25 protein-coding genes are annotated in these 25,979 nt (G+C 67.3%); 6 read left to right on the forward strand and 19 right to left on the reverse strand.

Annotated elements, in window-relative coordinates:
• Nucleotides 1-28: 28 nt before the first annotated feature.
• Nucleotides 29-2,371 carry a 5-methyltetrahydropteroyltriglutamate--homocysteine S-methyltransferase gene (gene metE, locus M2282_RS07415; RefSeq protein ID WP_280808128.1) on the reverse strand — a complete coding sequence of 781 codons (2,343 nt, stop codon included), beginning with the start codon at nt 2,369-2,371 and terminating at the stop codon, nt 29-31.
• Nucleotides 2,372-2,473: 102 nt separating this feature from the next.
• Between metE and M2282_RS07420 the strand changes: the two genes are divergently transcribed.
• The gene (locus tag M2282_RS07420; protein ID WP_280808129.1) at nt 2,474-3,400 is read left to right on the forward strand and encodes a LysR family transcriptional regulator; all 927 of its coding nucleotides are present in this window, start codon (nt 2,474-2,476) and stop codon (nt 3,398-3,400) included.
• A gap of 170 nt (nt 3,401-3,570) precedes the next feature.
• Here M2282_RS07420 and M2282_RS07425 read toward each other — a convergent pair whose 3' ends face one another.
• Genes M2282_RS07425 through gcvA form a run of 3 tightly spaced genes read right to left on the reverse strand, consistent with a single transcriptional unit; the run spans nt 3,571 to nt 5,993 of the window.
• Complete coding sequence (locus M2282_RS07425; RefSeq protein WP_280808130.1) at nt 3,571-4,314, reverse strand: hypothetical protein; 744 nt, start codon at nt 4,312-4,314, stop codon at nt 3,571-3,573.
• A gap of 5 nt (nt 4,315-4,319) precedes the next feature.
• Nucleotides 4,320-4,988: a DUF1345 domain-containing protein gene (locus tag M2282_RS07430; protein ID WP_280808131.1), complete on the reverse strand. Its 669-nt coding sequence runs from the start codon at nt 4,986-4,988 to the stop codon at nt 4,320-4,322.
• A 24-nt stretch (nt 4,989-5,012) separates the two neighbouring features.
• Nucleotides 5,013-5,993: a transcriptional regulator GcvA gene (gene gcvA, locus M2282_RS07435; protein ID WP_280808132.1), complete on the reverse strand. Its 981-nt coding sequence runs from the start codon at nt 5,991-5,993 to the stop codon at nt 5,013-5,015.
• Nucleotides 5,994-6,089: 96 nt separating this feature from the next.
• Between gcvA and M2282_RS07440 the strand changes: the two genes are divergently transcribed.
• Together M2282_RS07440 and M2282_RS07445 are read left to right on the forward strand one after the other, a co-directional pair.
• Nucleotides 6,090-7,397 (forward strand): MFS transporter, encoded by a 1,308-nt coding sequence (locus M2282_RS07440; protein ID WP_280808133.1) that lies wholly within the window; start codon nt 6,090-6,092, stop codon nt 7,395-7,397.
• Nucleotides 7,394-7,552 carry a hypothetical protein gene (locus tag M2282_RS07445; RefSeq protein WP_280808134.1) on the forward strand — a complete coding sequence of 53 codons (159 nt, stop codon included), beginning with the start codon at nt 7,394-7,396 and terminating at the stop codon, nt 7,550-7,552. The genes M2282_RS07440 and M2282_RS07445 overlap by 4 nt, the downstream gene beginning before the upstream one ends.
• 19 nt (nt 7,553-7,571) lie before the next feature.
• On the opposite strand, the gene M2282_RS07450 is transcribed toward M2282_RS07445, so the two are convergent.
• From M2282_RS07450 to M2282_RS07485, 8 genes are read right to left on the reverse strand one after another with little or no spacing between them, the layout of a single operon-like run.
• Nucleotides 7,572-8,828, reverse strand: a complete 1,257-nt coding sequence (locus tag M2282_RS07450; RefSeq protein WP_280808135.1) for a hypothetical protein — start codon at nt 8,826-8,828, stop codon at nt 7,572-7,574.
• Between the two features lie 34 nt (nt 8,829-8,862).
• On the reverse strand, nt 8,863-9,087 hold the full coding sequence (locus M2282_RS07455; protein ID WP_198784491.1) for an acetyl-CoA carboxylase biotin carboxyl carrier protein subunit: 225 nt from the start codon (nt 9,085-9,087) through the stop codon (nt 8,863-8,865).
• On the reverse strand, nt 9,080-9,901 hold the full coding sequence (locus M2282_RS07460) for a LamB/YcsF family protein (protein WP_280808136.1): 822 nt from the start codon (nt 9,899-9,901) through the stop codon (nt 9,080-9,082). Before M2282_RS07460 ends, M2282_RS07455 begins: the two co-directional genes overlap by 8 nt.
• Nucleotides 9,898-10,905 carry a biotin-dependent carboxyltransferase family protein gene (locus tag M2282_RS07465; RefSeq protein ID WP_280808137.1) on the reverse strand — a complete coding sequence of 336 codons (1,008 nt, stop codon included), beginning with the start codon at nt 10,903-10,905 and terminating at the stop codon, nt 9,898-9,900. Before M2282_RS07465 ends, M2282_RS07460 begins: the two co-directional genes overlap by 4 nt.
• Nucleotides 10,902-11,618, reverse strand: a complete 717-nt coding sequence (pxpB, locus tag M2282_RS07470; protein ID WP_280808138.1) for a 5-oxoprolinase subunit PxpB — start codon at nt 11,616-11,618, stop codon at nt 10,902-10,904. The genes M2282_RS07465 and pxpB overlap by 4 nt, the downstream gene beginning before the upstream one ends.
• A gap of 17 nt (nt 11,619-11,635) precedes the next feature.
• Nucleotides 11,636-13,042 (reverse strand): acetyl-CoA carboxylase biotin carboxylase subunit, encoded by a 1,407-nt coding sequence (locus M2282_RS07475; protein ID WP_280808139.1) that lies wholly within the window; start codon nt 13,040-13,042, stop codon nt 11,636-11,638.
• A gap of 4 nt (nt 13,043-13,046) precedes the next feature.
• Complete coding sequence (locus M2282_RS07480; RefSeq protein WP_280808140.1) at nt 13,047-14,282, reverse strand: MFS transporter; 1,236 nt, start codon at nt 14,280-14,282, stop codon at nt 13,047-13,049.
• Nucleotides 14,283-14,318: 36 nt separating this feature from the next.
• Nucleotides 14,319-15,167, reverse strand: a complete 849-nt coding sequence (locus tag M2282_RS07485) for a putative hydro-lyase (protein WP_280808141.1) — start codon at nt 15,165-15,167, stop codon at nt 14,319-14,321.
• A 183-nt stretch (nt 15,168-15,350) separates the two neighbouring features.
• On the opposite strand from M2282_RS07485, the gene M2282_RS07490 reads away from it, so the two are divergent.
• Nucleotides 15,351-16,316, forward strand: a complete 966-nt coding sequence (locus tag M2282_RS07490; RefSeq protein WP_280808142.1) for a LysR family transcriptional regulator — start codon at nt 15,351-15,353, stop codon at nt 16,314-16,316.
• Here M2282_RS07490 and mmsB read toward each other — a convergent pair whose 3' ends face one another.
• The 4 genes from mmsB to M2282_RS07510 are packed head-to-tail and all read right to left on the reverse strand — an operon-like array spanning nt 16,317 to nt 21,081.
• Nucleotides 16,317-17,213 (reverse strand): 3-hydroxyisobutyrate dehydrogenase, encoded by an 897-nt coding sequence (gene mmsB / locus M2282_RS07495; RefSeq protein WP_280808143.1) that lies wholly within the window; start codon nt 17,211-17,213, stop codon nt 16,317-16,319. It lies immediately after the preceding gene.
• Nucleotides 17,214-17,246: 33 nt separating this feature from the next.
• Entirely contained in the window at nt 17,247-18,362 is a 1,116-nt protein-coding gene (locus M2282_RS07500) for an enoyl-CoA hydratase/isomerase family protein (protein ID WP_280808144.1), read from the reverse strand.
• A gap of 28 nt (nt 18,363-18,390) precedes the next feature.
• Nucleotides 18,391-19,545: an acyl-CoA dehydrogenase family protein gene (locus M2282_RS07505; RefSeq protein ID WP_280808145.1), complete on the reverse strand. Its 1,155-nt coding sequence runs from the start codon at nt 19,543-19,545 to the stop codon at nt 18,391-18,393.
• Between the two features lie 12 nt (nt 19,546-19,557).
• Nucleotides 19,558-21,081, reverse strand: a complete 1,524-nt coding sequence (locus M2282_RS07510) for a CoA-acylating methylmalonate-semialdehyde dehydrogenase (protein WP_280808147.1) — start codon at nt 21,079-21,081, stop codon at nt 19,558-19,560.
• 161 nt (nt 21,082-21,242) lie between these two features.
• On the opposite strand from M2282_RS07510, the gene M2282_RS07515 reads away from it, so the two are divergent.
• Nucleotides 21,243-22,202 (forward strand): LysR family transcriptional regulator, encoded by a 960-nt coding sequence (locus M2282_RS07515; protein ID WP_280808148.1) that lies wholly within the window; start codon nt 21,243-21,245, stop codon nt 22,200-22,202.
• 17 nt (nt 22,203-22,219) lie between these two features.
• On the forward strand, nt 22,220-23,386 hold the full coding sequence (locus tag M2282_RS07520; protein ID WP_280808149.1) for a pyridoxal phosphate-dependent aminotransferase: 1,167 nt from the start codon (nt 22,220-22,222) through the stop codon (nt 23,384-23,386).
• Between the two features lie 4 nt (nt 23,387-23,390).
• On the opposite strand, the gene M2282_RS07525 is transcribed toward M2282_RS07520, so the two are convergent.
• The 3 genes from M2282_RS07525 to M2282_RS07535 form a co-directional block, all read right to left on the reverse strand.
• Nucleotides 23,391-24,446, reverse strand: coding sequence for a DUF4241 domain-containing protein (locus M2282_RS07525; protein ID WP_280808150.1), 1,056 nt, complete (start codon nt 24,444-24,446; stop codon nt 23,391-23,393).
• 68 nt (nt 24,447-24,514) lie between these two features.
• On the reverse strand, nt 24,515-25,153 hold the full coding sequence (locus tag M2282_RS07530; RefSeq protein WP_280808151.1) for a 3-oxoacid CoA-transferase subunit B: 639 nt from the start codon (nt 25,151-25,153) through the stop codon (nt 24,515-24,517).
• 1 nt (nt 25,154) lies between these two features.
• Nucleotides 25,155-25,967 carry a CoA transferase subunit A gene (locus M2282_RS07535; protein WP_280808152.1) on the reverse strand — a complete coding sequence of 271 codons (813 nt, stop codon included), beginning with the start codon at nt 25,965-25,967 and terminating at the stop codon, nt 25,155-25,157.
• Between the last annotated feature and the right edge of the window lie 12 nt (nt 25,968-25,979).

Here is a 25,979-nt window from a genome sequence, read left to right on the forward strand (position 1 = left end):
CGCCACCACCACCCTCCTTCCCTCCGATTCAGGCCGCGGCCAGTTCCTTGCGCAGCAGCTTCGCGGCCGTGACCATGTTCGACAGCGCCGCCTCGGTCTCGGGCCAGCCGCGGGTCTTCAGGCCGCAATCGGGGTTGATCCAGAGGTTCTCATGCGGCACCACGCCCGCGGCCTTGCGCATCAGGCGCACGATCTCCTCCACCGAGGGTACGCGCGGCGAGTGGATGTCGTACACGCCCGGGCCGATCTCGTTCGGATAGCGAAAGCCCCCGGAATTGTTCTCGCCGCCGAAGCCGCGCAGCAGTTCCATGTCGGAGCGGCTGGTCTCGATGGTGATCACGTCGGCGTCCATCGCCGCGATCTCCGGCAGGATGTCGTTGAACTCCGAATAGCACATGTGCGTGTGGATCTGCGTTTCGTCGCGCACGCCCGAGGCGCTGATGCGGAAGGCGCGCGTGGCCGACTTCAGGTACGCGGGCCAGCCCGCGCGGCGCAGCGGCAGGCCTTCGCGGATCGCGGGCTCGTCGATCTGGATGATGCCGATGCCCGCGCCCTCGAGGTCCACCACCTCGTCGCGGATCGCCCAGGCGATCTGCTCGCAGGTGGTCGCGCGCGGCTGGTCGTCGCGCACGAAGGACCACTGCAGGATCGTGACCGGGCCGGTCAGCATGCCCTTCATCGGCAGCCTGGTGAGGCTCTGCGCGTAGGCGGTCCATTCGACCGTCATCGCGGCCGGGCGCGCCACGTCGCCGAAGATCACCGGCGGCTTCACGCAGCGCGAGCCGTACGACTGCACCCAGCCGTTGGCGGTGAAGGCAAAGCCGTCGAGTTGTTCGCCGAAGTACTCGACCATGTCGTTGCGCTCGGCCTCGCCGTGCACCAGCACGTCGATGCCGAGTTCTTCCTGCTTGCGCACAGCGAGCGCGATCTCGGCGCGCATCTTCTCGCGGTAGCCGGCCGCATCGAGCTCGCCGCGCTTGAAGGCGGCGCGCGCGGCGCGGATATCGGAGGTCTGCGGGAACGAGCCGATGGTGGTGGTCGGCAATGCGGGCAACGCAAAGCGTGTGCGCTGCACGGATTGGCGTTGCGCAAAGACCGAGGTGCGGGCGTCGTCGCCAGCCACGCTGCGGGCGAGTCGCAGCGCCACGTCGGCACGGTGGACGCGCGGGCTGCTGCGGCGAGCGGCGACGGCTGCACGTGCGGTCTTGAGTTCGTTTGCGACGGACAATTCGCCGCCATCGAGCACAGCGCGCAGCACGCGCAGTTCATCGAGCTTTTCGACGGCGAAGGCGAGCCACGACTTGAGCTCGGCATCGAGCCTGGTCTCGGCCGCCAGGCTGAACGGCACGTGCAGCAGCGAGCACGAGGGTGCGATCCACAGCTCGCCGCGATTCTTGTCGACCACCGGGCGCAGCGTGGCGAGCGCGGCATCGGGGTCGGTGCGCCAGATGTTGCGGCCATCGACGATGCCCACCGACAGCACCTTGTGCGCCGGGAGCCAGTCGGCCACGCCGGTCAGCTCCTGCGGCGCGCGCACCGCATCCACATGCAGGCCGGCGACCGGCAGCTGGCAGGCCAGGCGCAGGTTGTCGGAGAGCGGCGAGAAGTACGTGGCCAGCAGCAGCTTGGGCGCGCTGCGCGCGAGCTGCCAGTAGGCGCGCTCGAAAGCGTTGCGCCATGCCTCGGGCAGGTCGAGGCCGAGGATGGGCTCGTCGATCTGCACCCACTCCACGCCCTGCTGCTTCAGGCGCGTGAGCACCTGCTCGTACACGGGCAGCAGCGCATCGAGCAGCGAGAAGCGGTCGAAGCCGGCCTGCTTTTCCTTGCCCAGGTACAGGAAGCTCAGTGGGCCCAGCAGCACGGCCTTGACCGCGTGCCCGGCCTGCTGCGCTTGCGCCACTTCGTCGAAGAGCCGCGCGGAGGCCAGCTTGAACTGGGTGGCCGCGTTGAACTCGGGCACCAGGTAGTGGTAGTTGGTGTCGAACCACTTGGTCATCTCCAGTGCGAAGGTGCCTTCGGTGCCGTGCTTGCAGCTGTCGTCGTGCACATGGCCCGCTCCTTCCACTCCCCGGGCCATCTTGAAGTAGCGCGAGAGTTCGGGCTCGTCGCCCTTGAAGCCGAAGCGCGCCGGCTCGCAGCCGAGCAACTGGATGTGGTTCGCTACCTGGTCGTAGTAGGCGAAGTCGCCAACGGTCACGAAGTCGAGCCCCGCATCGCGTTGGGCCTGCCAGTGGCGGGCGCGCAGTTCTTCGCCGACGGCCTCGAGCGCGGCGCGGTCGATCTCGCCGCGCCAGTGCTTTTCGAGGGCGAACTTCAGTTCGCGGTTGGCGCCCATGCGCGGAAAGCCAAGGGTGTGGGTACGGGTGGTCATTGCAGGTAATCCGGTCGCTTGAATCTTGAGAATCCGCAATGGTCGGCGTTTGGGGTCTATGATTCAAACGAAACCTTTTGCCCATTCGCTTGAAATTCATTCATGTTGCAGTCGATCCTCGAAGTACGCCACCTGCGCACGCTCATCGCGTTGCGCGATACGGGCAGCCTGGTGCGCGCCGCGCAGTTGCTCAACCTCACGCAGTCGGCGCTGTCGCACCAGATCAAGCTGCTCGAAGACCGCTACGGCGCGCAGCTCTTCGAGCGTAAGTCGGTGCCGCCGCAGTTCAGCACCACGGGCCTGCGGCTGCTGCAACTGGCGGACGCGGCATTGCCGTTGATCGAAGAAGCCGAGCGCGATGTGGCGCGGCTCGCGCTTGGGCGCAGCGGCCAGTTGCGCATCGTGGTCGAGTGCCACACCTGCTTCGACTGGCTGATGCCCGCGATGGACGCCTTCCGCCAGCGCTGGCCCGAAATCGAACTGGACATCGTCTCGGGCTTCCACCCCGACCCGATCGCGCTGGTGATGCAGAACCGCGCCGAGGTGGCCATCGTGTCCGAAGAGGACCCCGATGAAACGGTGGACTACCACGCGCTCTTCCGCTTCGAGATCGTCGCGCTGCTCGCCAACGACCACGCGCTCACAGCCAAGGCACATCTCACGGCCAGGCATTTTGCCGACCAGACGCTGATCACCTACCCCGTGCCCGACGAGATGCTCGACATCGTGCGGCAGGTGCTGGCCCCCGCCGGCGTGGAGCCCGCGCGCCGGCGCACCACCGAGCTCACGGTGGCGATGCTGCAACTGGTGGCGAGCGGGCGCGGCGTGGCGACGCTGCCGCTGTGGGCGGTGCAGAACTACCTGGACCGCGGCTATGTCACGGCGCGCCGCGTGGGCAGCAAGGGACTGACCGGACGGCTCTACATGGCCTGCACGCAGAGCACATCCGACCAGCCATGGCTCGCAGACTTCGTGCGCATCACGCGCGAGAGCTGCTTCAAGAGCCTGCCGGGGATCGAGCTGCTGTAGCGCTTCCGTTCGGTCTTGCTCCTTCCCCTTCCGGGGGAAGGCTGGGATGGGGCAGGCGGCCTTTGATCGGCCGCTGATGCCTGATACGCCGCGAGCCCCCACCCCAACCCTCCCCCGGAAGGGGAGGGAGCAAGACAGGGGCGCGAGCACTCGACGCGGTCGGGGTTCGACTAGAACCGCGTCCCCACCGACAACCGCACCATGTTCTGCGCCGTGAAGTTCACCTTCGGGTCATAGGCCGCGCGAACGAACCAGCGCGGCCAGTCGTAGGTGACGGTCAGGCCGGCGCGGCGGATGAATTGGCCGTCCACCGTGCCCTGCTTGGCCAGCATGTCCACGGTCAGGCGCTGCCGTTCGGGCAGCGGCAGCCGGTAGACGAGGTGCACGTCCTGCTGGTCGGGGTTCAGCCGGTTGTCGCGGATCAGCGAGAGCGACAGCGCCGTGCCGTCCGGCCACTTGTAGCCGCCGTACACGGTGTACGAATCGTTGGGGTCGAAATTCAGGTTGGCGTAGTTGCGAAGGTTGGTGCGGCCCAGGCCCGTGCCGACGAACCAGCTGTCGCCCGTCTCCACTGCCAGGCTGCCGCCCACGAACCCGCCCGAGGCCGCCTGCAGCGAAGGCAGCACGCGCACCGGGCCCAGCGTGAAGGTGTGGTCCCACCCCACGCGGGGCTGCGCGAAATCGAGCACCGGCGAACGGAACCAGCCGATCCAGACATTGCCGTCGCCATAGGTGTAGCGCAGGTTCATGTCCAGCCCCGGCCCCGCAGGCAAGCCACCGCCGGACACGCGGTACGCGCCCACGGTGAGCTTGAACGGAAGCTCGGCCGCGCCATCGTCTGCCCGGGCCGCCGAGGACAGGCACAGCACCGCGAGGGCCGCGAGAAAAGAGGTCGATCGACGACGGAATGCCATGGCGTTCAGAACAAGCTCGCGCCGATGTTGATGAGCAACGCGAGCACCGTCGTGTTGAACAGGTACGCCAGGATGCAATGCACCGAGCCGATGCGGCGCATGGGCCTGGAGACGAAGGCCACGTCCGCGGTCTGCCCGGAGGTGCCGATCACGGCGGCAAAGTAGAAGAAGTCGCCGTAGCCCGGCGGCTCGTCGTCCGGGAACTGGATGCCGGCCTTCTGCCCGCGGCATGTCGCGGCGTAGTAATCGTGCGCATAGTGGAGCGTGAACATGACCTGGGTGAAGGCCCACGACGACACCACCGTGAGGCCGGCCAGCGCGATGTGCGCGAGCTTCTCCACGCCGTGCATGTCCTTCACCACCGCCAGCTCGCCGCCGATGGCCGCCAGGCTCGCGACGGCCGACACCACCACCAGCACGAGGATCACCATCTGCCCGTCGTCCTGCAGTTGCGCGCGGTAGCGCATGTGCTTCTGCGACGACCGGTTCATCATGACCGCCGCCAGCAGCACATAGAGGCACGCCCCGGTGTTCCAGGCGATCAGGAGGCGCGTGACGAGGTGCGCATCCACGGACGGGAGCAGGAATCCCGTGGCAATGGCGATGGCCGCGGCAATGAAGAGCCGCGGCCGTGCGGCCATCTGGCGGAGGAATCGGTGTCGGGGAAGTTTCATGGGGCTTCGGACGAGCCCCTGCCGTCAGGATGACGGCGAAGAGGCCAAGCCTTCGAATGTCGGCGAAGCTCTCTTGCGGGCACCTGACGAACGTCGCTTTCCTGCACCGGTGCCGGGTGCGCCCTGCGCCGCCTCGAGCAGCCAGGCGCGAAAGGCCGCGACCTTGGGACGGTCGTGGCTGTTTTCCGGATACACGAGGTAATAGGCGAAGTCCTCGAGCCAGGTCGCGTCCCAAAGCTGCACCAGCCGGCCTTGCGCCAGGTCGTCGGCCACCACCGCGGTGGGCAGCAAGGCCGCGCCCTGCCCCGCGAGCACCGCCTTCAGCAGCAGGCCCGAATCGTCGAAGGACGGCCCGCGCGCCGGGCCCGCGTGCGCGATGCCCTGCGCCTCGAACCACCGCGCCCAGGCCTTGCGCTGGGCATCGTTCACACGCGGCCAACGCGTCAGATCGGCCGCTGCCGCCGGCATGCGGAGCTGCTTGACCAACGCGGGCGCCGCAACGGGCGCGATCTCCACCGTCAGCACACGCTGGCTGTTCAAGCCCGCATAGCGCCCCAGGCCGTGGCGGATGGCCACGTCCACGCCATCGCGCGAGAAGTCGGCCAGCGCGCTGCTGCTCACCACCTGCAGGTCGATGCCGGGATGTGCATCCTGGAAGCCCTTGAGGCGCGGCACCAGCCATGCGGAAGCAAAGAACGGCGTGGCGCTCACGGTGAGTAGGCCCGTGTCTTCGGGCACGGCGATGCGGCGCGTGGCATCGCTGATCTGCCGGAAGGCATTGCGCACCGGCGGCAGGTAAGCCTGGCCCGCGTCGGTGAGGAAGATGCCGCGGTTCACGCGGCGAAAGAGCGGAATGCCCAGGTGCAGCTCCAGCGTCTTGATCAGCTGGCTCACCGCACCAGGGGTCACGCACAACTCGTCCGCCGCGTTCTTGACCGAGAGATGGCGGGCGGTGGCCTCGAAGGCGCGCAGCGCATTGAGGGGCGGGAGTTGATGCTCGGTCATTTAGTTAATCTGATTTGAAAGCTTCAGAAAATCTGGTTTGCAGGACTGCGCTCGAGGAGGGATTATTGGCGCAAACAAGCCGAGATGAAAACGATCATGCCGCATTCCCCCAAAACCCCTGACCTTAGATATTCTGATTGTTCCAGCACCACCGCGAAGATCTTCCGCGGTTGGCTTGTCGTTGCAGGCGCCTTCGCCGTGACCCTCGTGGGCTTCGGCAGCGCCTACACCTTCAGCGCCTTTCTCGAATCGCTGCAACGGGACTTCGGTGCCTCGCGCGGCTCGGTCTCTTTGGTGTTCTCGCTCGCGGGCTTTCTCTACTTCGGGCTGGGCGTCATCAGCGGCCCGCTGGCGGACCGATGGGGTTCGCGGCGGCTCGCCGTCGCGGGCATGGTGCTGGTCGGGTTGGGGCTGGCGGCAGCGGGGCGGGCGCAAAGCCTCACGCAGATCTACCTCGCGTACGGGCTCGGTGTCGGGCTCGGCGTCGGCGCGTCCTACGTGCCGGTGCTCGGCGCGGTGCAGCGCTGGTTCGTCAGGCGCCGCGGGTTCGCCTCGGGGCTGGCCGTGAGTGGCATCGGCGTGGGCACGCTGGTGATGCCGCCGCTGGCGTCGTTCCTCATCGAAGGCATCGGATGGCGCAACGCCTACCTGGCGCTCGGCGCGCTTGCCGCGGTGGTGGGCGTGGGCATGGCGCTCCTGATCGAGAACGACCCGCGCGAGCGCGGGCTGGGGCCCGACGGCGACCCACCGCAGCCGCAGGCCGCATCGGCCACGCCTGCGGGCGCCACGGTGCGGGAGGCGATCACGTCGCGGCGCTTTGCCGGCCTGTACGCGGCATGCCTCGTCAGCTCGTTCGGCCTGTTCGTGCCCTTCGTCCACCTCGTGCCTTATGCGCTCGACCACGGCGTGCCGTCGACCTCCGCGGTGCTGCTGCTGGGTGCCATCGGCGTCGGCAGCACGGCCGGCCGCTTCTTCCTCGGCGGGTTGGCCGACCGCATTGGCCGCCAGCTTGCTCTGCCGCTGATGTCCGCGGGCATGGCACTGTCGCTGGTCGTGTGGGCGGTGTCCGGCGGGTTCTGGGGATTGGCCGTGTTCGCGTTCGCCTACGGCGTGTTCTACGGCGGCTTCGTCGCGCTGCTGCCGGCGCTGGTGATGGACCGATTCGGCGGACGCAACATCAGCGCAATCATCGGCGTGCTCTACACCAGCGTGGCCGTGGGCACCCTGGTGGGGCCGAGCGCAGCGGGCTTTGCCTTCGACATCAGCCGCAGCTACCTGCTGCCGATCGTGGCCAGCATCGGCGCGAACCTCGTTGCGGCCGGCATCCTGCTGGCGATGGCCCGGCGGGATGCTTCGGTAAAACCGGCATGGGCCGGCGCGGGGCGGGGGTACAGTCGGGAATGAACCCACAACCGCCTGCCGCCCCCAGTCCGCCTCCATTGGCAGCCCCCGCCTCCCTCACAGAGGCCCAGGCGTTCACCCGAGCCTGGATGCTCTTCGTCGTGCTCGTCGCCGTCGTGCTGGGCGTCCTGTGGGCCGTCAAGGCCTACTTCGTCTGAAGGCCAGGAGCCCAAGGGGCTAGCGGGCGCTCAGGTCCCACACGTCGTCCGCGGCATGCGCTGCCTCCCAGGCGCGCACTTTCTTCTTCGCACCGTCGAACAGCTTCACGTAGTTGCCCACGCGCACCTTCTGGCTGATCTGCGGGCCCACCTTCTCGAACAACGGCGACGTGATCTTCGGCACGGCCATGTACTGGTCGAAGGTCATGCGCTTGCCCATCGAGGTCGGCACGCCCTTGGCATCGACCACGTTGCGGCTGTAGATCACGGTGTCCGAACCCCATAGCACGCGGTCCTGGTAGCGGGTGACGAACTGCGCCCACTCGTCGGTGGTCGGCATGCCGGGCTCGGGCTTGATGAAGCGCTCCTGCACGATGTCCCATGAAATGTCGACGCTCCATCCGGGGCATGCATCGAGAACGCGCGACACCATCTGCAGGTGATCGCGCGTGGGCTTCACGAAGCGGCCGAGGCCCGTGTGCGCCCAGATCACGCTGGCACCCGGCGCCTGCACGCACAGTTGCTTCAGGCCCGCCTCGTAGTTGTTCTGCGGGCGCAGCGCCTCCACCGTGCCGTCGTAGCTCACGTCGGCCGGATAGATGTCGTTGTGCAGCGTGGCGACCAGGCCGGTCTCGGCGACCGTCTTCAAAATGTCCACCAGCGCGGGGCTGTAGAGCGAGAGCTTGCCGTCCTTCTCCGTCGTGTCCGGCGGCTGCTTGCCGCCCGCGGCGGTGTAGCTGATCGGGTCGCCGGCGATCTTGCGCGACACCAGTTCCTTGTGCACCGTGAATTCGCCGATGCCGGCGAAGGCGCCCGGGAAGGTCAGCAGCGCGCGCTTGATGTGCTGCGCCGCGTAGCGGTCCATCGGGTTGAAGCCGGTGATCATCAGGTCGAGACGGCTCTGCTCGGCCGGCGTCAGCGTGAGGTATTCCTTCGCGTACATGGCATCGGCGAAGGCGTAGTAGTACAGCTCGGCCTTCGGTCCCAGGTAGTAGGTGGGTGCGACCTTGTCGCCGGCGTACTGCTCGAAGCCATCCCACTTCTGCTGCAGCGGCAGAGGCATGACGGTGGAGCGCACCATGTCGTCCTTCATGTAGTCGCGCAGTAGCTGCTTGAGCGACGCGCCCTGGTAGGCGTAGTTGGCGATGTGGAAGTGCGCGTCGGCAAACTTGCCGGCGCCTTCGGTGGCCGACGGCGGCGGCAGGGTCGAGCAACCCGCGACGAGTGCGGCGCAGGCGGCCACGGCGGAGATGCGGCGAAGAGATGAAATGGGCATGGTGCAGCCTTGATGTGTTGCGGGGGAAATGTCTTTACGCAGATGCCAGCACGACCAGCACCTGCTCGTCGGTCACCATGTCGCCTTCGGCGGCCAGGATGCGCAGCACCGTGCCCGCGGCCGGCGCCTCCACCGGGATTTCCATCTTCATCGACTCCACGATCAGCAGCGTGGCGCCCTCCTCGACCTGCTGGCCTTCGGCGACCTCGAGTTTCCAGATGCGGCCGCTGACATCGGCCACTACGTTGTGTTCAGGCATGGGGATTTCCTCCGGTTGAATTCGATGGGGTCGCTGACGGGAATTCAGGTGCGGCCACGCGCACGCCGATGGCATCGAGCGCGCCGCGGATGCGACGCACGAACGCGAGCGCACCGGGCTGGTCGCCGTGGATGCACAGCGTGTCGGCGCGCAGTGCGACTTCATTGCCGCTGGCCGCACGCACCATGCCGTGCTGCACCATCTGCAGCACCTGTGCGGTGGCCACGTCGGCGTCTTCGATCAGGGCACCGGGCTGGCCGCGCGGCGACAGCGAGCCGTCGTCCTGGTAGCTGCGATCGGCGAACACCTCGGCGGCCACCGGCAGGCCCAGGGCCTCGGCGGCGCGGATCATCTCGCTGCCCGCCAGGCCGAACAGCACCAGCCGCGCGTCGACCTCGTGCACGGCGCGCGCAATGGCATCGGCCAGCGCGCGGTCCTTCGCGGCCATGTTGTAGAGCGCGCCGTGCGCCTTCACATGGCTCAGCACGCCGCCGGCCGCATGCGCAAAGGCCGCGAGCGCGCCGACCTGGTAGACCACCATGGCGTAGACCTCGGCCGGCGACACCTGCATCACGCGCCGTCCGAAGCCCTGCAGATCGGGCAAGCCAGGATGGGCGCCGACGCGCACGCCGCGCTCCAGCGCCGCGGCAACCACGCGGCGCATGGTCAACGGATCGCCCGCATGAAAGCCGCAGGCGATGTTGGCCGAGCTCACATGGTCGAGCAGCTCGATGTCGTTGCCCATGGCCCAGGCGCCGAAGCCCTCGCCCATGTCGCAGTTGATGTCGATGCGCAGCGCTTGTTGCTGTGTCATTGCGCCTCCCCGGCCGCGCGCACCAGGCCGCGCAGCCGCGCCAGCGCACGCTCTCGCTCCAGGTACAGCGCCTGCGCCGCTTCCAACGAAATCAGCTCGAAGCGCAGCGCCTGCTGCGGCGCCAGTTGCGCGACCATCGGCAGGTCGACGCTGGCCACGCAGGCGATCTTGGGATAGCCGCCGGTGGTCTGCCGGTCGGCCATCAGCACGATGGGCTGGCCGTCGGGCGGCACCTGCACCGTGCCGAAGGCCACGCCCTCGGAGATCATCTCCATCGCATGCCGGCGTTCGAGCGCCGGGCCTTCGAGCCTGAAGCCCATGCGGTCGGATTGCGGGCTGATGCGGAAGTCGGCCTGCGTGAAAGCCTGCTGCGCCTCGTCAGTGAACAGCGCCCATTGCTGGCCCGCGATCACGCGCACCGGTGCCGGGCCCGAGGCCTGCGAAGCAAGGGCAGTCGCGTGGACTTGGGGCTTATGAAGCTCGACGAAATCCTTGTCGCCCAACCGGGCGACCGACGCAGCAGAAACCGGCTCTACCCCACCGACATCGAGCACGTCGCCCTTCTTCAGCGCCCGCCCCTGCAAACCGCCGAACGCGCCGCGCACATAGGTGCTGCGGCTGTCCATCACGCTCGGCACTGCAAAGCCGCCGCGCACCGCCAGGTAGCTGCGCATGCCGTCGATACGCTTGCCGAAATCCAGCCGCGCACCGGCGCGCACCAGCAGGGCGCGGTTCATCGGGAGTTCTGTCTCGCCGATGCGCGCCGACAGGTTCGCACCGCACAGCGCGATCGTCTGCGCTTCGCGAAACAGCAGGCTGGGGCCCATCAGCGTGATTTCTAGCGTGGCCTCGTCTTCCTCGTTGCCGAGCAGCGCGTTGGCGCAGCGGTGCGACCACTCGTCCATCGCGCCGCCGACCACCACGCCCAGGTGCTGGTAGCCATGGCGCCCAAGGTCCTGAAGCAGCGACAGCGCGCCGGGCTTGATGACTTCGATGCCGTTCATGGCGCGACCTCCACGCTGCCGAAGATGTCGGCCGATGCCGGCACGAAGCGGATGCGGTCGCCCGGGCGCAGCAGGCATGGCGATTCGGCCGTGGCGTCGAAAAGCTTCAGCGGCGTGCGGCCGATCAGGTTCCACCCGCCCGGTGTCTCCAGCGAATAGATCGAGGTCTGGTCGCGCGCGATCGCCACGCTGCCCGCGGGAATACGGGTGCGCGGCGTGCCGCGGCGCGGAACGGCGAGCGACGCATCGAGCCCGCCGATGTAGGGAAAGCCGGGCGCGAAGCCGAGCATGTAGACGATGTGCTGCGATGCGATGTGGCGCTCGATCACCTCTTCGGGCTCCAGGCCGCAGGCGGTGGCGACCTCTTCGAGATCGGGGCCGAACTCGCCGCCGTAGCAAACCGGAATATCGACCGTGCGCGCGTCCTCATCGTGGTGGCGGATGCCACGCGCGAGCAAGGCGTCCAGCCGCCGGCGCAGGACGTCATACGGCGCGCCGCCCTCGGCGAAGAACTCGGGGCGGTAGTGCACCGCCACGGTGGTGAAGGCCGGCACCACGTCGACGATGCCGGCGATGGGTTCGTCCAGCAGCTCGCGCGCGAAACCGCGCACAGTGGCATTGATGGCCGGCTCCACGGCCTGGCCGAACTCCACGATCAGGCTGCGGTCGCCCACCGGTGCGATGTGCCAGGGGAACGTAATGGGAGAAGTCATGGTCCGCCCCGTCAGATTCAGAGCGCCGCGGGCAAGGCGGCAGTGGCCATTGCTTCCAGCAGCCGTGCGCGGTCGCGCTCGACCAGCCCGGTGTCGAGCCGACCGGCCGCGAAGTCCTCATGACGGATCACCGCCTTGAGAAAGGCGAGGTTGTTCTTCACGCCCTCGATGCGGCTGGCTTCCAGCGCGGCCACCATCGCAGCAAGCGCCGCGTCGCGGGTCTCGCCCCAGACGATCATCTTGGCGATCATCGGGTCGTAGAAAGGCGTGATCACGTCGCCTTGCCGAACGCCGGTGTCCACGCGCAGGTGCGGTGCGGCCGGTGGCAGCGCGAACACATCGAGCGGGCCCGGCGAGGGGAAGAAGTTCTTGGCGGGGTTCTCCGCATAGAGGCGGCATTCGATGGCCGCACCGTGCATCGCGATGTCTTCCTGCGCGATCTTCTCGAAGCCCGCCAGCGATGGTCCTGCCGCCGCCAGCTTGATCTGCTGCTGCACCAGGTCCCAGCCCGTCACCATTTCGGTGACCGGGTGCTCGACCTGGATGCGGGTGTTCATCTCGAGGAAGAAGAATTCGAGCGAGTCCGCGTCCACGATGAACTCCACCGTACCCGGGCCGCGATAGCGCTGGTGCGCGGCCAGCGCCGCGGCCGCCTTGGCCATGCGCGCACGCAACTCGGCCGGCAGGCCCGGTGCGGGGCTCTCTTCGATGATCTTCTGGAAGCGCCGCTGGATCGAGCACTCGCGCTCGAACAGATGCACCGCGCTGCCGTCGCCATAGCCGAACACCTGGATCTCGACGTGCCGCGCCCTGGGCACATAGCGCTCCAGGTAGATCGTGCCGTCCTTGAACGATTTGGCCGCGAGCTGCTGCGTGGCCGACACCGAAGCGAGCAGCTTCTCGGGCGCATCCACCAAGCGCATGCCGATGCCGCCGCCACCGCCCGTGGCCTTGACGAGCAGCGGATAGCCCACGGCCATGGCCGCTTCCTCGATGCCAGCCAACTCATCGAGCGCAAAGCGCCGGCTGCCCGGCAGCGTCGGCACGCCGGCGGCCTTGGCGATTTCGCGGGCGCGCTCCTTGTCGCCCATCTCCTCGATGCTCTGTGGCGTGGGGCCGATCCATACGACACCCGCCGCTTCGGCGGCGCGCGCGAAGGCCGTGTTCTCCGACAGGAAGCCGTAGCCCGGGTGCACGCCTTCTGCGCCTTGCGCAACGGCTGCCGCCAGGATGCGTTCATGGTTCAGGTAGCTCTCGGCCGGCAATGCGGGACCGATGGCGACCGCACGGTCGGCCATCTCCACGTGCAGCGACTTCGCATCGGCTTCGGAATACACGGCGACCGTCTCGATGCCGAGTGCCTTGCAAGCCCGGATGACGCGGCAAGCGATCTCGCCCCGGTTGGCGATCAGGATGCGCTTCATGGCTTCAGTCCTCCGAGGAGAGCTCGAGCCCGCTCGTCTCTGGCAAAAGCAACGACGCAATGATCACCAGCAGATAGCCGCCCGCAGCCATGTAGCCGATGGCAATGCCAAGCGGCATCGTCGTGCTCATGTAGCCGATGAGCGCGGGGCAGATCGAGCCGACGGCGCGGCCGAAGTTGTAGCAAAAGCCCTGTCCCGAACCGCGCACGCGACTGGGGAACAGCTCGCTCAGGTAGGCCCCCATGCCAGAGAAGATGCCCGAGAGAAAGAAGCCGAGCGGAAAGCCCAGCACCAGCATCATCGCGTCGGTGATCGGGATCTGCGTGTACGCGATCACCAGCAGGCCGGCGCACAGCGCGAACAGCATGAAGCAGCGGCGGCGGCCCAGCTTGTCCGACAGCCATGCGCTGGTGAGGTAGCCCACGAAGGAGCCCAGGATCAGCACCAGCAGGTAGCCGCTGGTGCCGAAGACCGACAGGTTGCGCTCCATCTTCAGGTAGGTCGGCAGCCAGGTGGTCACCGCGTAGTAGGCGCCCTGCATGCCGGTGGCCAGCAGGCTCGCGAGGATCGTGGTCTTGAGCAGCTTGGGCGAGAAGATCTCCAGGAAGTTGCCCTTGTCGCCCTCGGCCTTCATGCGCGCACGCGTCTGGTGATAGACCTCGGGGTCGCTGATGTTGCGGCGGATGTAGAGGATCAACAGCGCCGGCAGCACGCCGATCCAGAACAGCACGCGCCAGGCGAGTGCAGGCTCCAGCAGGGCATACACCGCCCAGAACGCGATGGCCGAGATGCCCCAGCCTACTGCCCAGCTGCTCTGCACCAGCCCCACGGCCTTGCCGCGGTGGCGCGCCTGGATCATCTCGGCGATCAGCACCGAGCCCACCGACCATTCACCGCCGAAGCCCAGCCCTTGCAGGGCTCGCGTGATGAACAGTTGCTCGGGCGATTGCGTGAAGCCGCTCAAAAAGGTGAAGAAGCTGAACCACAGCACCGTGAGCTGCAGGATGCGCACGCGGCCGTACTTGTCGGCCAGGATGCCCGCGAGCCAGCCGCCGATGGCCGAGGTGACCAGCGCGCCGGTCGCGATGTAGCCGGCCTCGGTCTTCGTCATGCCCCACACCACGATCAGCGTGGGGATCATGAAGGTGTAGATCATGTAGTCGAACGCATCGACGCCGTAGCCGGCGAAGGCGGCGACAAGCGTCCGGCGCTCCTGGGGTTTGGTTTCCTGCAGCCACATGGTGCGAGTCCTTTGGGTGAATGAAAAGGGAGGCGATCAGGCGAACGGAAGATCGCGGTTGAGCATGTCGGTGACCAGCATGTACCCCGGCGAGTGCGTGATGCACAGCGCCGGCTTCGCAGCCATCACCACCGCCTGTGGCGTCACGCCGCAGGCCCAGAACACGGGCAGCTCGTCCGGTGCGATGCGCACCGCATCGCCGAAGTCGGGCTTCGCGATGTCGGCGATGCCGATCAGCGACGGGTCGCCGATGTGCACCGGCGCGCCATGCACCTTGGGCACGCGCGCAGTGATCTGCACGGCGCGAATCGCGTCCGCCGCCTTCATCGGCCGCATCGACACCACCATCGGCCCGTGGAAGGGGCCGGCCGGCACGGTCTGGATGTTCGTCCTGTACATGGCCACGTTCTTGCCCTCGTCCACATGGCGCAGCGGAATGCCCGCATCAATGAGGCCGTGCTCGAACGAGAACGAGCAGCCCAGCACGAAGGCCACGAGGTTGTCCTGCCACAGGGCGTTCAGGTCGGGGACTTCGTCGACCAGCACGCCCTCGCGGTAGACGCGGTAGGCGGGCACGTCGGTGCGGATGTCGATGTCGCGGCCCAGCGTGGGCAGTTGCGGGTTGCCGGGCTGGCCGACCGCCAGCAGCGGGCACGGCTTGGGGTTGCTCTGGCAGAAGCGCATGAAGTCCGAGGCCAGGGCCAGCGGCAGGATCGCGAGGTTGCCCTGCACATGCGCCGGTGCGAGGCCGCTCGTGTGGCGCCGCCAGCGGCCGGCGCGGATGGCCTGCCGCGCCTCCCAGGCGTTTGCGAACTCGTCCGGTGCCTGCACGGCACGTGTTTCGTCGGCTGCCTGCACGGCACTGCCCGTATCCACCAATTCCATTGCGTACCTCTTGATGTCATGCTTTTGCGCTGGTGCAGGACTTGCATGCCCGTGAACCTGCATACCTGCACCTTCAATGGGGGGCGATGAAATCACGGCACGCCGATGACGTCGACTCAGAAATTGTTCGTACCCCCGATAAGTTTTTTTAAAAGCACCTCTTCGCACTGCACCGACAGACCGATGAACACACGCTTTCTGGAGACGCTGGTCGTCCTTTCCCGCCTGAAGAGCTTCCGCGAGACGGCGCAGGTGCTGCACACCACGCAGGCGGCCGCATCGCAGCGCATTGCAGCCCTGGAAGACGAACTAGGGGTTTTCCTTGTTGACCGCTCGAATCGCACCTTGACCCTCACGCCCGTCGGCGAGCAGGTGGTACGGCAGGCCGAGCGCATGCTGGCGCTCGAACGCGAGCTCAAGCTGTCGACGCAGCCCGATGCGCCGCCCGCCGGGCGCGTGCGCATCGGCGTGATCGAGACCGTGGTCCACACCTGGCTCACGCCGCTGATCCACGGCATCACGCGGCGCTTTCCGGCGGTGGACCCCGACATCACCGTCGAGCCCGCGCGCAACCTCAGGGAGCAGTTCCGCCAGCACAAGCTCGACCTGCTGATCCAGAACGATCCGGTCGAGGAAGCGGCCGGCAACATGGAGCTCGAGGTCACGCCGCTGTCGCGCTTTCCGATCCGCTGGATCGCCCGGCCCGATGTGTGGCCCACGCGGGACGTGCTGACGCTCGAAGACCTGGAACGCATTCCGGTGCTGACCTATGTGCGCACCTCCAGCCCGCATGCGCACATCCGGGCGTTGTTCGCGGGACGCGAGGCGGAACCGCGCATCTGCAGCTTTCCGTCGGTGCAGTCGATCGTGCAACTGGTGAAGGAAGGCTTCGGGGTGGCGGCGATACCGCCGATCTTCGTGCAGCGCGAGATCGAGGCCGGGGATCTGAAGCTCTGCGAGGGGCCGGCGCTGCCGCCGCTGGTCGTCACGGTGACGCGGCCCAGGGAATCGTCGGCCGCCGTGGCGGCGGTCGACACGATCATCCGGGAGGTGGTGGCGAGCTATTGCAAGGCGGCCGGGCGGCCGTGGGCCATCGACCTGCAGGAGGAGCTCGATGCCCCTCCCGCCGCGCCCCTTACCGGCAACTGATCAGGAAGCCTTCTGCACCAGCTTCAGCACGCTGGAGAAGTCCAGCGCGCCATGGCCCGCGAGGCTGTGCGCCGCGTACAGGCTGCGCGCGAGGCCGCCCAGGGGCGTGGCGGCACGCACGGCCGACGCGTTCTCCTGCGCCAGGCCCAGGTCCTTGAGCATCAGGTCGGTGCCGAAGCCGCCCGCGTAGTTCTTCGAGGCGGGCGAGGTTTCCATCACGCCCGGCATCGGGTTGTACTTTTCGAGCGCCCAGTTGCCGCCCGAGCTGCGGCGCATGATTTCGGAGAGCACCTTGGGGTCTAGCCCATTGGCCACGCCGAGCGCCAGCGCCTCGGAGGTTCCGATCATCAGGATGCCGAGCAGCATGTTGTTGCAGATCTTCGCGGTCTGGCCCGCGCCCACCGCACCGGCATGGAAGATGTTGGCGCCCATCTTCTCGAGCACCGGGCGCGCGCGCTCCAGGTCGCCGGCCTCGCCGCCGACCATGAAGGTCAGTGTGCCCGCGATCGCACCACCGGTGCCGCCCGAGACGGGCGCATCGATCATCGCGATGCCCTTGGCCTCCGCCGCTTCGGCCACCTTGCGCGACGTGGCGGCTGCGATGGTGCTGCTGTCGATCACGAGGGTGCCGGCGCGGATGCTGTCGAGCAGCCCGGGCTTGCCCACGCCGCCGAGGTACAGGCCCTCGACGTGCGCGCTGGCCGGCAGCATGCTGATGACGACTTCAGCGTCGGACACGGTTTCCGCGGCCGAATTCGCGATCGGCAGCCCCTCGGCGCCGAACTTCTTGCAGGCGTCGGCCGAGAGGTCGAAGGCGCTGAGCGAGTGGCCGGCCTTGAGCAGGTTCAGGGCCATCGGGCCACCCATGTTGCCCAGGCCGATGAATGCGATCTTCATGTGTTTGTCTCCGTTGTCTTTATGAACGCGGTGTCAGACCAGCGAGGCGAGTTCGGCCGGCATCTCGCCGCGCGGACGCAGGTGGTCTTCGATGAATGCGGGCGTGATCTCTTCGAGGGTCGCGGGGTTCCAGCGCGGATTGCGATCCTTGTCGATCAGCACCGCGCGGATGCCCTCGGCGAAGTCCTTGTGCGCGCAGAAGCCCAGTGACGCCCAGTATTCGAGCCGGAACACCTCGGCCAGCGACATGCGGTGCACGCGCTGCCAGAGCTCGAAGCTCAGCGCGGCGGAACTCGGTGCGCCCTTCACGAAGGTCTTGGAGGCGGACTGCAGCCAGGGGTCGTCGCTCTGCAGGTTGCGCAGGCGGTTGGCGATGTCCAGCAGGTCGTCGCCGGCCATCAGTGCGTTGATGGTGTCGTAGTGCTCGCGCACCTTCGACGCCGGCATCTCGGCGCCCTCGCCCGCCTTCGCGAGGATGCGCGAAAGCGTGGCGCGGTCTGCCTTGCTCTCGCCCGCCCATGCAGCCGCAGCAATGGCTTCGAGCACCTGGCTCTTGCGCTCCTGCGGCACCAGCACGTCGGCAAGGCCGCAGAAGATGGCGTCGGCCGCATTGAGGTTCGCGGCCGTCAGCGCCAGGAACAAGCCTGTGCGGCCGGGCGTGCGGCGCAGGAACCAGCTGCCGCCCACATCGGGGTACAGGCCGATGGCGATCTCGGGCATCGCGATGCGGCTCTGCGTCGTCACCACGCGGTGCGAGCAGCCCGACATCAGGCCCACGCCGCCGCCCATCACGATGCCGTGGCCCCAGCAGAGAAAGGGCTTGGGGAAGGTGTGGATCAGGTGGTCGAGCTCGTACTCTTCGCGGAAGAAGTCTTCGGCGTAGGTGTTGCGAGCGGGGCCGCATTCGAGCAGCGTCTGGTAAAGCTGGCGCAGGTCGCCGCCCGCGCAGAAGGCTTTTTCGCCAGCGGCCTGCATCAGCACGCCGACGATGCCATCGTCTGCCGCCCATTCGCGCAGCTTGGGCGTGAGCAGGCGCACCATGTCCACCGAGAGTGCGTTGAGAGAGGCTGGTGCGTTGAGCGTGGCAACGCCGAAGCGCTTGCCATTGGCGGTCTTGATTTCGTCGAAGAGAACTACGGAGTCGGTCATTGTCTTGGGGGGTTCTGGGTGCGGGGCGTCAGCGGATATCGCTGTCCCCTTCCAGCAATTTTCGCGCAACGATCACGCGCATGATCTCGTTGGTGCCTTCGAGGATCTGGTGCACGCGGGTGTCGCGCACCAGCCGCTCCAGCGGGAACTCGCTGAGGTAGCCGTAGCCGCCGTGCAGCTGCAGCGCGTCGTTGCAGACGTTGAAACCCGCATCGGTCGCGAAGCGCTTGGCCATCGCGCAGTAGGTGCTGGCGTCGGCGTGGCCGGCATCGAGCTTCGATGCGGCAAGCCGCACCATCTGCCGCGCCGCGACCAGCTCGGTCGCCATGTCGGCCAGCTTGAACTGCAGCGCCTGGAAGCTTGCGATCGGCTTGCCGAACTGCTGGCGTTCGTGCAGGTAGCGGCGCGCCGCATCGAGCGCGCCTTGCGCCGCGCCCACCGAGCAGGTCGCGATGTTGATGCGCCCGCCGTCCAGCCCCTTCATGGCGATGCGAAAGCCCTCGCCTTCCTTGCCCAGCAGATGGTCGGCCGGGATGCGCACGTTGTCGAAGTTGATGGTGCGCGTGGGCTGGCTGTTCCAGCCCATCTTGTGTTCCTTCTTGCCGTAGCTCACGCCGGGCGCGTCGGCCGGCACGGCGAAGGCCGAAATGCCGCCCGCGCCGCCGCCGCCCGTTCGCGCCATCAGCACCAGCACGTCGGTCGCGCCCGCGCCCGAGATGAAGGCCTTGCCGCCGTTGATGACGTACTCGCCGTCCTTCAACTCTGCGCGCGTCTTGAGCGAGCCCGCGTCCGAACCGGCGCCCGGTTCGGTGAGGCAGTACGACGCGAGCTTGCGCCCGCTCGTCAAGTCTTCGCCCCACTGCGCGGCCACCGCGTCGGTGGCCCACGTACCCAGCATCCACGTCGCCATGTTGTGGATCGTGATGAAGGCCGTGGTCGACGGGTCGACGGCTGCCATCTCCTCGAACACCAGCGCTGAATCGAGCCGCGGCAGCCCGAGGCCGCCGATGCGCTCGGGCGCATAGAGCCCGCAGAAGCCCAGCTCACCGGCCTTGGCGATGGCCTCCTTCGGAAAGATCGCCTCCGCATCCCACTGCGCCGCATGCGGCGCGAACTCGGCCTGCGCAAAGTCGCGCGCGCTCTGCGCGAAGGCGCGCTGCTCTTCGGAAAGTTCGAAGTCCATCCGGCGGACTTCTTACTTGAGACTGATCGTGGTGTTGACGCCGTGCGAGACGGTGCTGTCGTCGAACCAGCGTGCCGTCACGGTCTTGGTCTGCGTGTAGAACATGATGACCTGCTTGCCGTAAGGGCCGAGGTCGCCGAGCTTCGAGGCGCGCGAACCGGTGAACGAGAACATCGGAACCGGCACCGGAATCGGCACGTTGATGCCGACCTGCCCCACGTCGATGTCTTCCTGGAAGCGGCGTGCCGCGGCGCCCGACTGCGTGAAGATCGCCGTGCCGTTGCCGTTCGGGTTGCTGTTGATCAGCTCGATGGCTTCGTCGATGGTCTCGGCATCAGCAATGCACAGCACGGGGCCGAACACTTCCTGGTCATAGATCGTCATGCCGGGCTTCACGCCGGTGAAGATCGTCGGGCCGACGAAGTTGCCCTTCTCGTAGCCGAGCACAGCAGGCTTGCGGCCGTCGAGCACGAGCTTGGCGCCGTCGGCTTCACCGCGTTCGATGAGGCTGTTGACGCGGTCGTAGGCGGCGCACGAAACCAGCGGCCCCACGTCCACGCCCTTTTCAGTACCGGCGCCGATCTTCAGCGTCTTCGCCTTGGCAATGAGTTCAGGCACCCAGTTGCGGGCCTCGCCCACCAGCACTGCCACCGACACCGCCATGCAGCGCTGGCCGGCTGCGCCGAAGCTCGCGCCTGCCAGGGCATTGAGCGTCTGCTCCTTGTTCGCGTCGGGCATCACGATGGCGTGGTTCTTCGCGCCCATCATGCATTGCGCGCGCTTGCCATTCAGCGTGGCGCGGTTGTAGACGTGGGTGCCGACCTTGGTCGAGCCGACGAAGCTGATCGCCTTGATGTCCTTGTGGTCGCAGATGCCGTTGACGATGGCCTCGCCGCCATGCACCACGTTCAGCACGCCGGGCGGAATGCCGGCTTCGAGCGCCAGTTCGCACAGGCGCATGGTGACCATCGGGTCCTGTTCGGACGGCTTCAGCACGAAGGTGTTGCCGGTGACGATGGCCATCGGGAACATCCACAGCGGAATCATCGCGGGGAAGTTGAACGGCGTGATGCCGGCGCACACGCCCAGCGGCTGCAGCAGCGTGTAGGTATCAACGCCGTTGGCCACGTTGTTGGCGAGTTCGCCCAGTTGCAGGTTGCCGATGTTGGAGGCGTGCTCCACCACTTCGAGGCCGCGGAACACATCGCCTTCTGCATCCGGCAGCGTCTTGCCCTGTTCGGCCGTAAGGATCGCGGCCAACTCGCCCATGTTCTCGCGGATGAGCTGCTGCAGCTTCAGGAAGATGCGGGCGCGCGCGCCGATGGGCGTCTTGCGCCAGGTCTTGAAGGCTTCCTTGGCGGAGGCCACGGCCGCGTCCAGCTCGTCCTGTGTCGCGAACGGCACGCGAGCCAGCACCTGCTGCGTGGCCGGGTTGACGATGTCGCGCCATTCGGTGGTCTTGGATTCGACGAGCTTGCCGCCGATCAAGAGCTTGACGGTGGCGACTTGGGTCGAGGGGGTGGTGGTGGCGTCCATGGGGTTTGTCTCCTGTGAATCTCGGGGAAGCGATGCCGGGCCAGGCCGGTGCAGCCCGCATCCTAGCTTTGCAGATTTGCTATGACAATAGACAAATATGCGCCACGGCTTTGCAAAAATGCAGAGACCGGGCACGAGCGAACATGAGGAGACGCACGCACATGGACTGGGACAACCTGCGCTACTTCCTGGAGCTGGCCCGCTCGGGCACGCTGATGAGCGCGGCGCGCCGGCTCGAGGTGGACCACACCACGGTAGCGCGGCGCATCCAGTCGCTCGAAAAGGAAGTCGGCGCCCCGCTCTTCTCGCGCGAATCGGGCGGCCACCGGCTCACCGAAGCGGGCCGCCGCCTGCAGCCGCAGGTCGAGGCGATGGAGAGCGCCTTCCAGGCCGTGGAGAGCACCGCGCCGGCTTCGCAGGAGGGCCTGTCGGGGCTGGTGCGCATCGGCGCGACCGAGGGCTTCGGCACGGTGGTGCTGGCGCCGCAGCTCGCGCTCTTCGCGGCGCAGCACCCCAAGCTCACCATCGACCTGCTCGCGATGCCGCGTCTCGTGCACCTGTCGCGGCGCGAAGCCGACATCGTGATCTCGCTGGAGCGGCCGGCGCGCGGGCCGGTGGTGGTGACCAAGCTCACCGACTATACGCTGCGGCTCTATGCATCGAAGCAGTACCTGGCCGCGCACAAGCCGATCAAGACGCGCGAGGACCTGCGCGGCCACACCTTCATCAGCTACGTGGACGACCTGCTGTTCAGCAAGGAGCTGCAGTACCTCGATGAACTGCACCGGCCCGATGCGTTCGCGTTGCGCAGCACCAGCGTGCTTGCGCAGCATCGGGCGGTGGTGGCGGGCGCGGGCATCGCGGTACTGCCGGCGTTCGTGGCCGAGGGCGACAAAACGCTGCGGCCCGTGCTCGCTGGGCAGGCGAACTTCACGCGCACCTTCTGGATGTCGATGCCTGCGGAGACCAAGCACCTGATGCGCATGCAGGCCGTGTGGGACTTTCTTCGCGAGACGGCGCAGACGCAGCAATCGACGCTGCTGCCGCAGAATGCGGAAAAAGCGGATGACAAGGCAGACGCGCCGCAACGGCCGCCGCGTCTGCGCAAACCGACTCTGTAGCCACCGAGGAGACACGCATGCCACGCCATCGCCCCGCACGGCTCGAACACATCGCAGGCATCGGCGTCGACCGCATGGGCGCCATCGCGGACGATGCGGACGGGCCGCCATTTCTCCGGCTCGAAAACCTCGATGTCGACATTCCGCCGGACCCCGAAGCTGTTGCGCGCACCGTGCGCGCCGCCTCGGAAGATTCGGACAACAGCTACCTGCCCTTCGTCGGCCAATCGCGGTTGCGCGAGATTGCCGCACGGCATGTGTCGGCGCTTTCGGGCGTGGAGTACGGCCCGCGCAACTGCGTGATCTCCGCGGGCGGCCTCTCGGGCATCCTCAACGCGCTGCTCGCGACGGTCGACGTGGGCGACCAGGTTCTGGTGACCGACCCGACCTATGCGGGGCTGCTCAACCGCATCCGCTTGGCCGGTGGCACGCCGAAGTACGTGCCCTTCATCTTCACGCCCGGCGGCGAATGGAAGCTCGACCGCGCAGCGCTGCAATCCGCCATCGGACCGCGCGTGCGCGTGATGCTGTTGATGTCGCCGTCGATGCCGACCGGAGCCTACCTCGACGAGGACGACTGGCGCGCCGTCGCCGCGCTGTGCGTGCGGCATGACCTGACGCTGATCCTCGACACGGCCATGGAGCGCCTGCTCTACGACGGTCGCCAGGTGATCCACCCGGCCGGTCTTCCCGGCATGGCCGAGCGCACGATCACCGTAGGTTCGTCGGCCAAGGAACTGCGCATGATCGGCTGGCGCGTGGGCTGGACCGTGGCGCCCCAGAGCTACATGCCCGATCTGGTGGCCGTGTCGCTCGCCAATGTGGTCGTGCCCGTGGGCATCGCGCAGGACGCTGTGGCGACGGCGCTGGAACAGTCGGCGCACACGCTCGCGCCGTATGTGGCCGAACTGGAACGCCGGCGCGACACGGTGCTGGGTGAACTCAAGGGCTTGCCCGTCGGCGTTCCGGCGGGCGGCTGGTCGCTGCTGCTGCGGACCAGCGATTTCGGCATCGACGGACAGACGCTGTCGGAGCGCCTTCTGACGGCGCGGGTATGCGCAACGGCGATGAAAGGCTGGGGCGAAACGCATGGCGCGCAATACCTGCGCTTCGTGTTCTCCAACGAGCCCGTCGATCGGCTGCGCGGGCTCGGCGACAAGGTGCGCGCCGCACTGGGCGCTTGACCGCTCAGGAGAAGAGGCGCTTGAGGAATCCAGGCTTTGCCGCTGGTGCCGCAGCATTTTCCAGCAGGTCGATCAATCCGTTGACGCGCGGCTTCTTGAGCCCCCGCGCGTAGTCGATGTAGCTCTCTTCCTTGTCCATGCTGTAGAACTGTGGCGGCATCGGCAGGCCTTGCACCGCCGCCAGCAGCGCGCGCAATGCGTCGAGCCGGTTCATGCGGATGGCGCTCGTGATCGCGGTCTCGCCGAACGATGGAATGATCTCGTTGGGCTGTGCGAGCCCGGCCTCGAGCAGGGTCTTGATTGCCGCGGCATCGCCCTCGACCGCCGCCGCGCCCAGTGCCTCCAGCGCCTCGTGCTTTTCCGGCGAGAGGCTGGCCTTGTAGGCATCGCTGCGCTTGTCGTCTTCGTCGCGCGCGTCGCCGCCCTCCATGGTCATGAAGTCGGTCACCAGCGCCACGGGCTCACCCGCCGCATCGAGCGCCCAGAAGCTCGGATAGCTGCCATCGCCCCAGCCGGAGCGAAAGATCACCATGTTGCTCGCCGAACCCGGCCCGAGCGGATAGTGGTCGATGACATCGGCATCGCCCATCTCGCCGGCGATCACGTCGTCGTAGTAGCTGATGAAATCGGGATCGGTGGCTTCGCGCTTGTCGCGCTCGGCCATGGCGGTTGCGGCCTCGGGCTCCATGAAGCACCCGAGGCCGGCGTCGATCGGATAACCGTAGAACTCGTCGTCGCCCAGCGTGTCGGGCGACTCCCCTTCGATCAGCGCCATCTGCCAGCTCAACTCGGCGGCGCGCACGCTGTCGCGGTCACGCAGCCACAGCACGGCCAGCGCATGCCGACCCTTGTCATGCAGCACCTCGACCGGGAATGCGCCCCGCGCCTGCAGTTCGCGCGCGAAGGGTTGGCGCTCGGGTTGTACCAGCGGATCGCAGGCCACGATGCGACCGCTCCTGATGTTCAGGGCGCCGCAAGGCAGGCGCTCCAGGTGCAACGCGCGAAGCGCCTCCTCGCCGAGAAAGATGGTGTGGAGGTTGTCGATGTCGAGATAAGCCATGCGCGCAGTTTCTCATCCAAAGAAAAAGGGCCGCGAAGGCGGCCCATGTCGTCGTGGCGCGGGCAACCTTACTGGATCAGCTTCGCACCCGTCTTTGCCTGCAGCGCATCGAAGCTCACGCCCGGTGCCAGCTCGACGACCTTCAGGCCTTCAGGCACCACGTCCATCACCGCGAGGTCGGTGATGATGCGGTCGACCACGGCCACGCCGGTCAGCGGCAGGGTGCACTTCTCGAGAATCTTGAAGTCCTCGGTGCCGTCCTTCTTCTTGGCGACGTGTTCCATCAGCACGATCACGCGCTTGACGCCGGCCACCAGGTCCATCGCGCCGCCCATGCCCTTGACCATCTTGCCGGGGATCATCCAGTTGGCGAGGTCGCCTTCGGTGCTCACCTGCATGGCGCCCAGGATCGACAGGTTGATCTTGCCGCCGCGGATCATCGCGAAGCTGTCGTGGCTGCCGAAGATGGCCGAGCCGGGGATGGTGGTCACGGTCTGCTTGCCGGCGTTGATGAGGTCGGCATCGACGTTGTCTTCTGTCGGAAAGGCGCCGATGCCCAGCATGCCGTTCTCGCTCTGCAGCCACACTTCCTTGGTACCGGTGTGGTTGGCCACCAGCGTGGGGATGCCGATGCCCAGGTTCACGTAGAAGCCGTCTTCGAGTTCTTGGGCGGCACGGGCCGCCATCTGGTCTTGGGTCCAGGGCATCTCAGGCTCCTTCTTTCTTGCCGACGGGGACAGTGGGCACGGGTTGTTCGCTGCCGGCGGCTGCCTGCGCGATGGCGGCCTGCGCCTCGACCTTGGCTGCAGCCGCATCGACCGGCGCCGAGGCGCTCACGGTGCGTTTCTCGATGCGCTTCTCGGGCGTGGCGTTGAGCACGATGCGGTGCACATAGATGCCCGGCAGGTGGATGTCGTCGGGGGCCAGCTCGCCCACTTCGACGATCTTCTCGACTTCGACGATGCAGATCTTGCCGGCCATCGCGGCGGCGGGGTTGAAGTTGCGTGCCGTGAGGCGGAAGCGCAGGTTGCCCGACTTGTCGGCCACGTCGGCCTTGACCAGCGCCACGTCGGGCACCAGCGAGCGTTCCATGACGTAGGTCTCGCCGTCGAACTCGCGCAGTTCCTTGCCTTCGGCCACTTGCGTGCCCACGCCGGTCTTGGTGAAGAAGGCCGGGATGCCAGCACCGCCCGCGCGCAGCTTTTCGGCCAGCGTGCCCTGCGGCGTGAATTCGAGGGCCAGTTCGCCCGCGAGGTACTGGCGCTCGAACTCCTTGTTCTCCCCCACGTACGACGCGATCATCTTCTTGATCTGGCGCGTCTCCAGCAGCTTGCCGAGGCCGAAGCCGTCGACGCCCGCGTTGTTGGAGATGACGGTGAGGTTCTGCGCGCCGGAGTCCTTCAGCGCGTCGATCAGCGCTTCGGGAATGCCGCACAGGCCGAAGCCGCCGACCGCGAGCATCTGCCCGTCGGCGACGACCCCCTTGAGTGCCGCGTCTGCGGAGGGATAAATCTTGTTCACTCGGGCTCCTTG

The organism is Variovorax boronicumulans (genome assembly GCF_029892485.1).
GTDB classification, from domain to species: Bacteria; Pseudomonadota; Gammaproteobacteria; order Burkholderiales; family Burkholderiaceae_C; genus Variovorax; species Variovorax boronicumulans_B.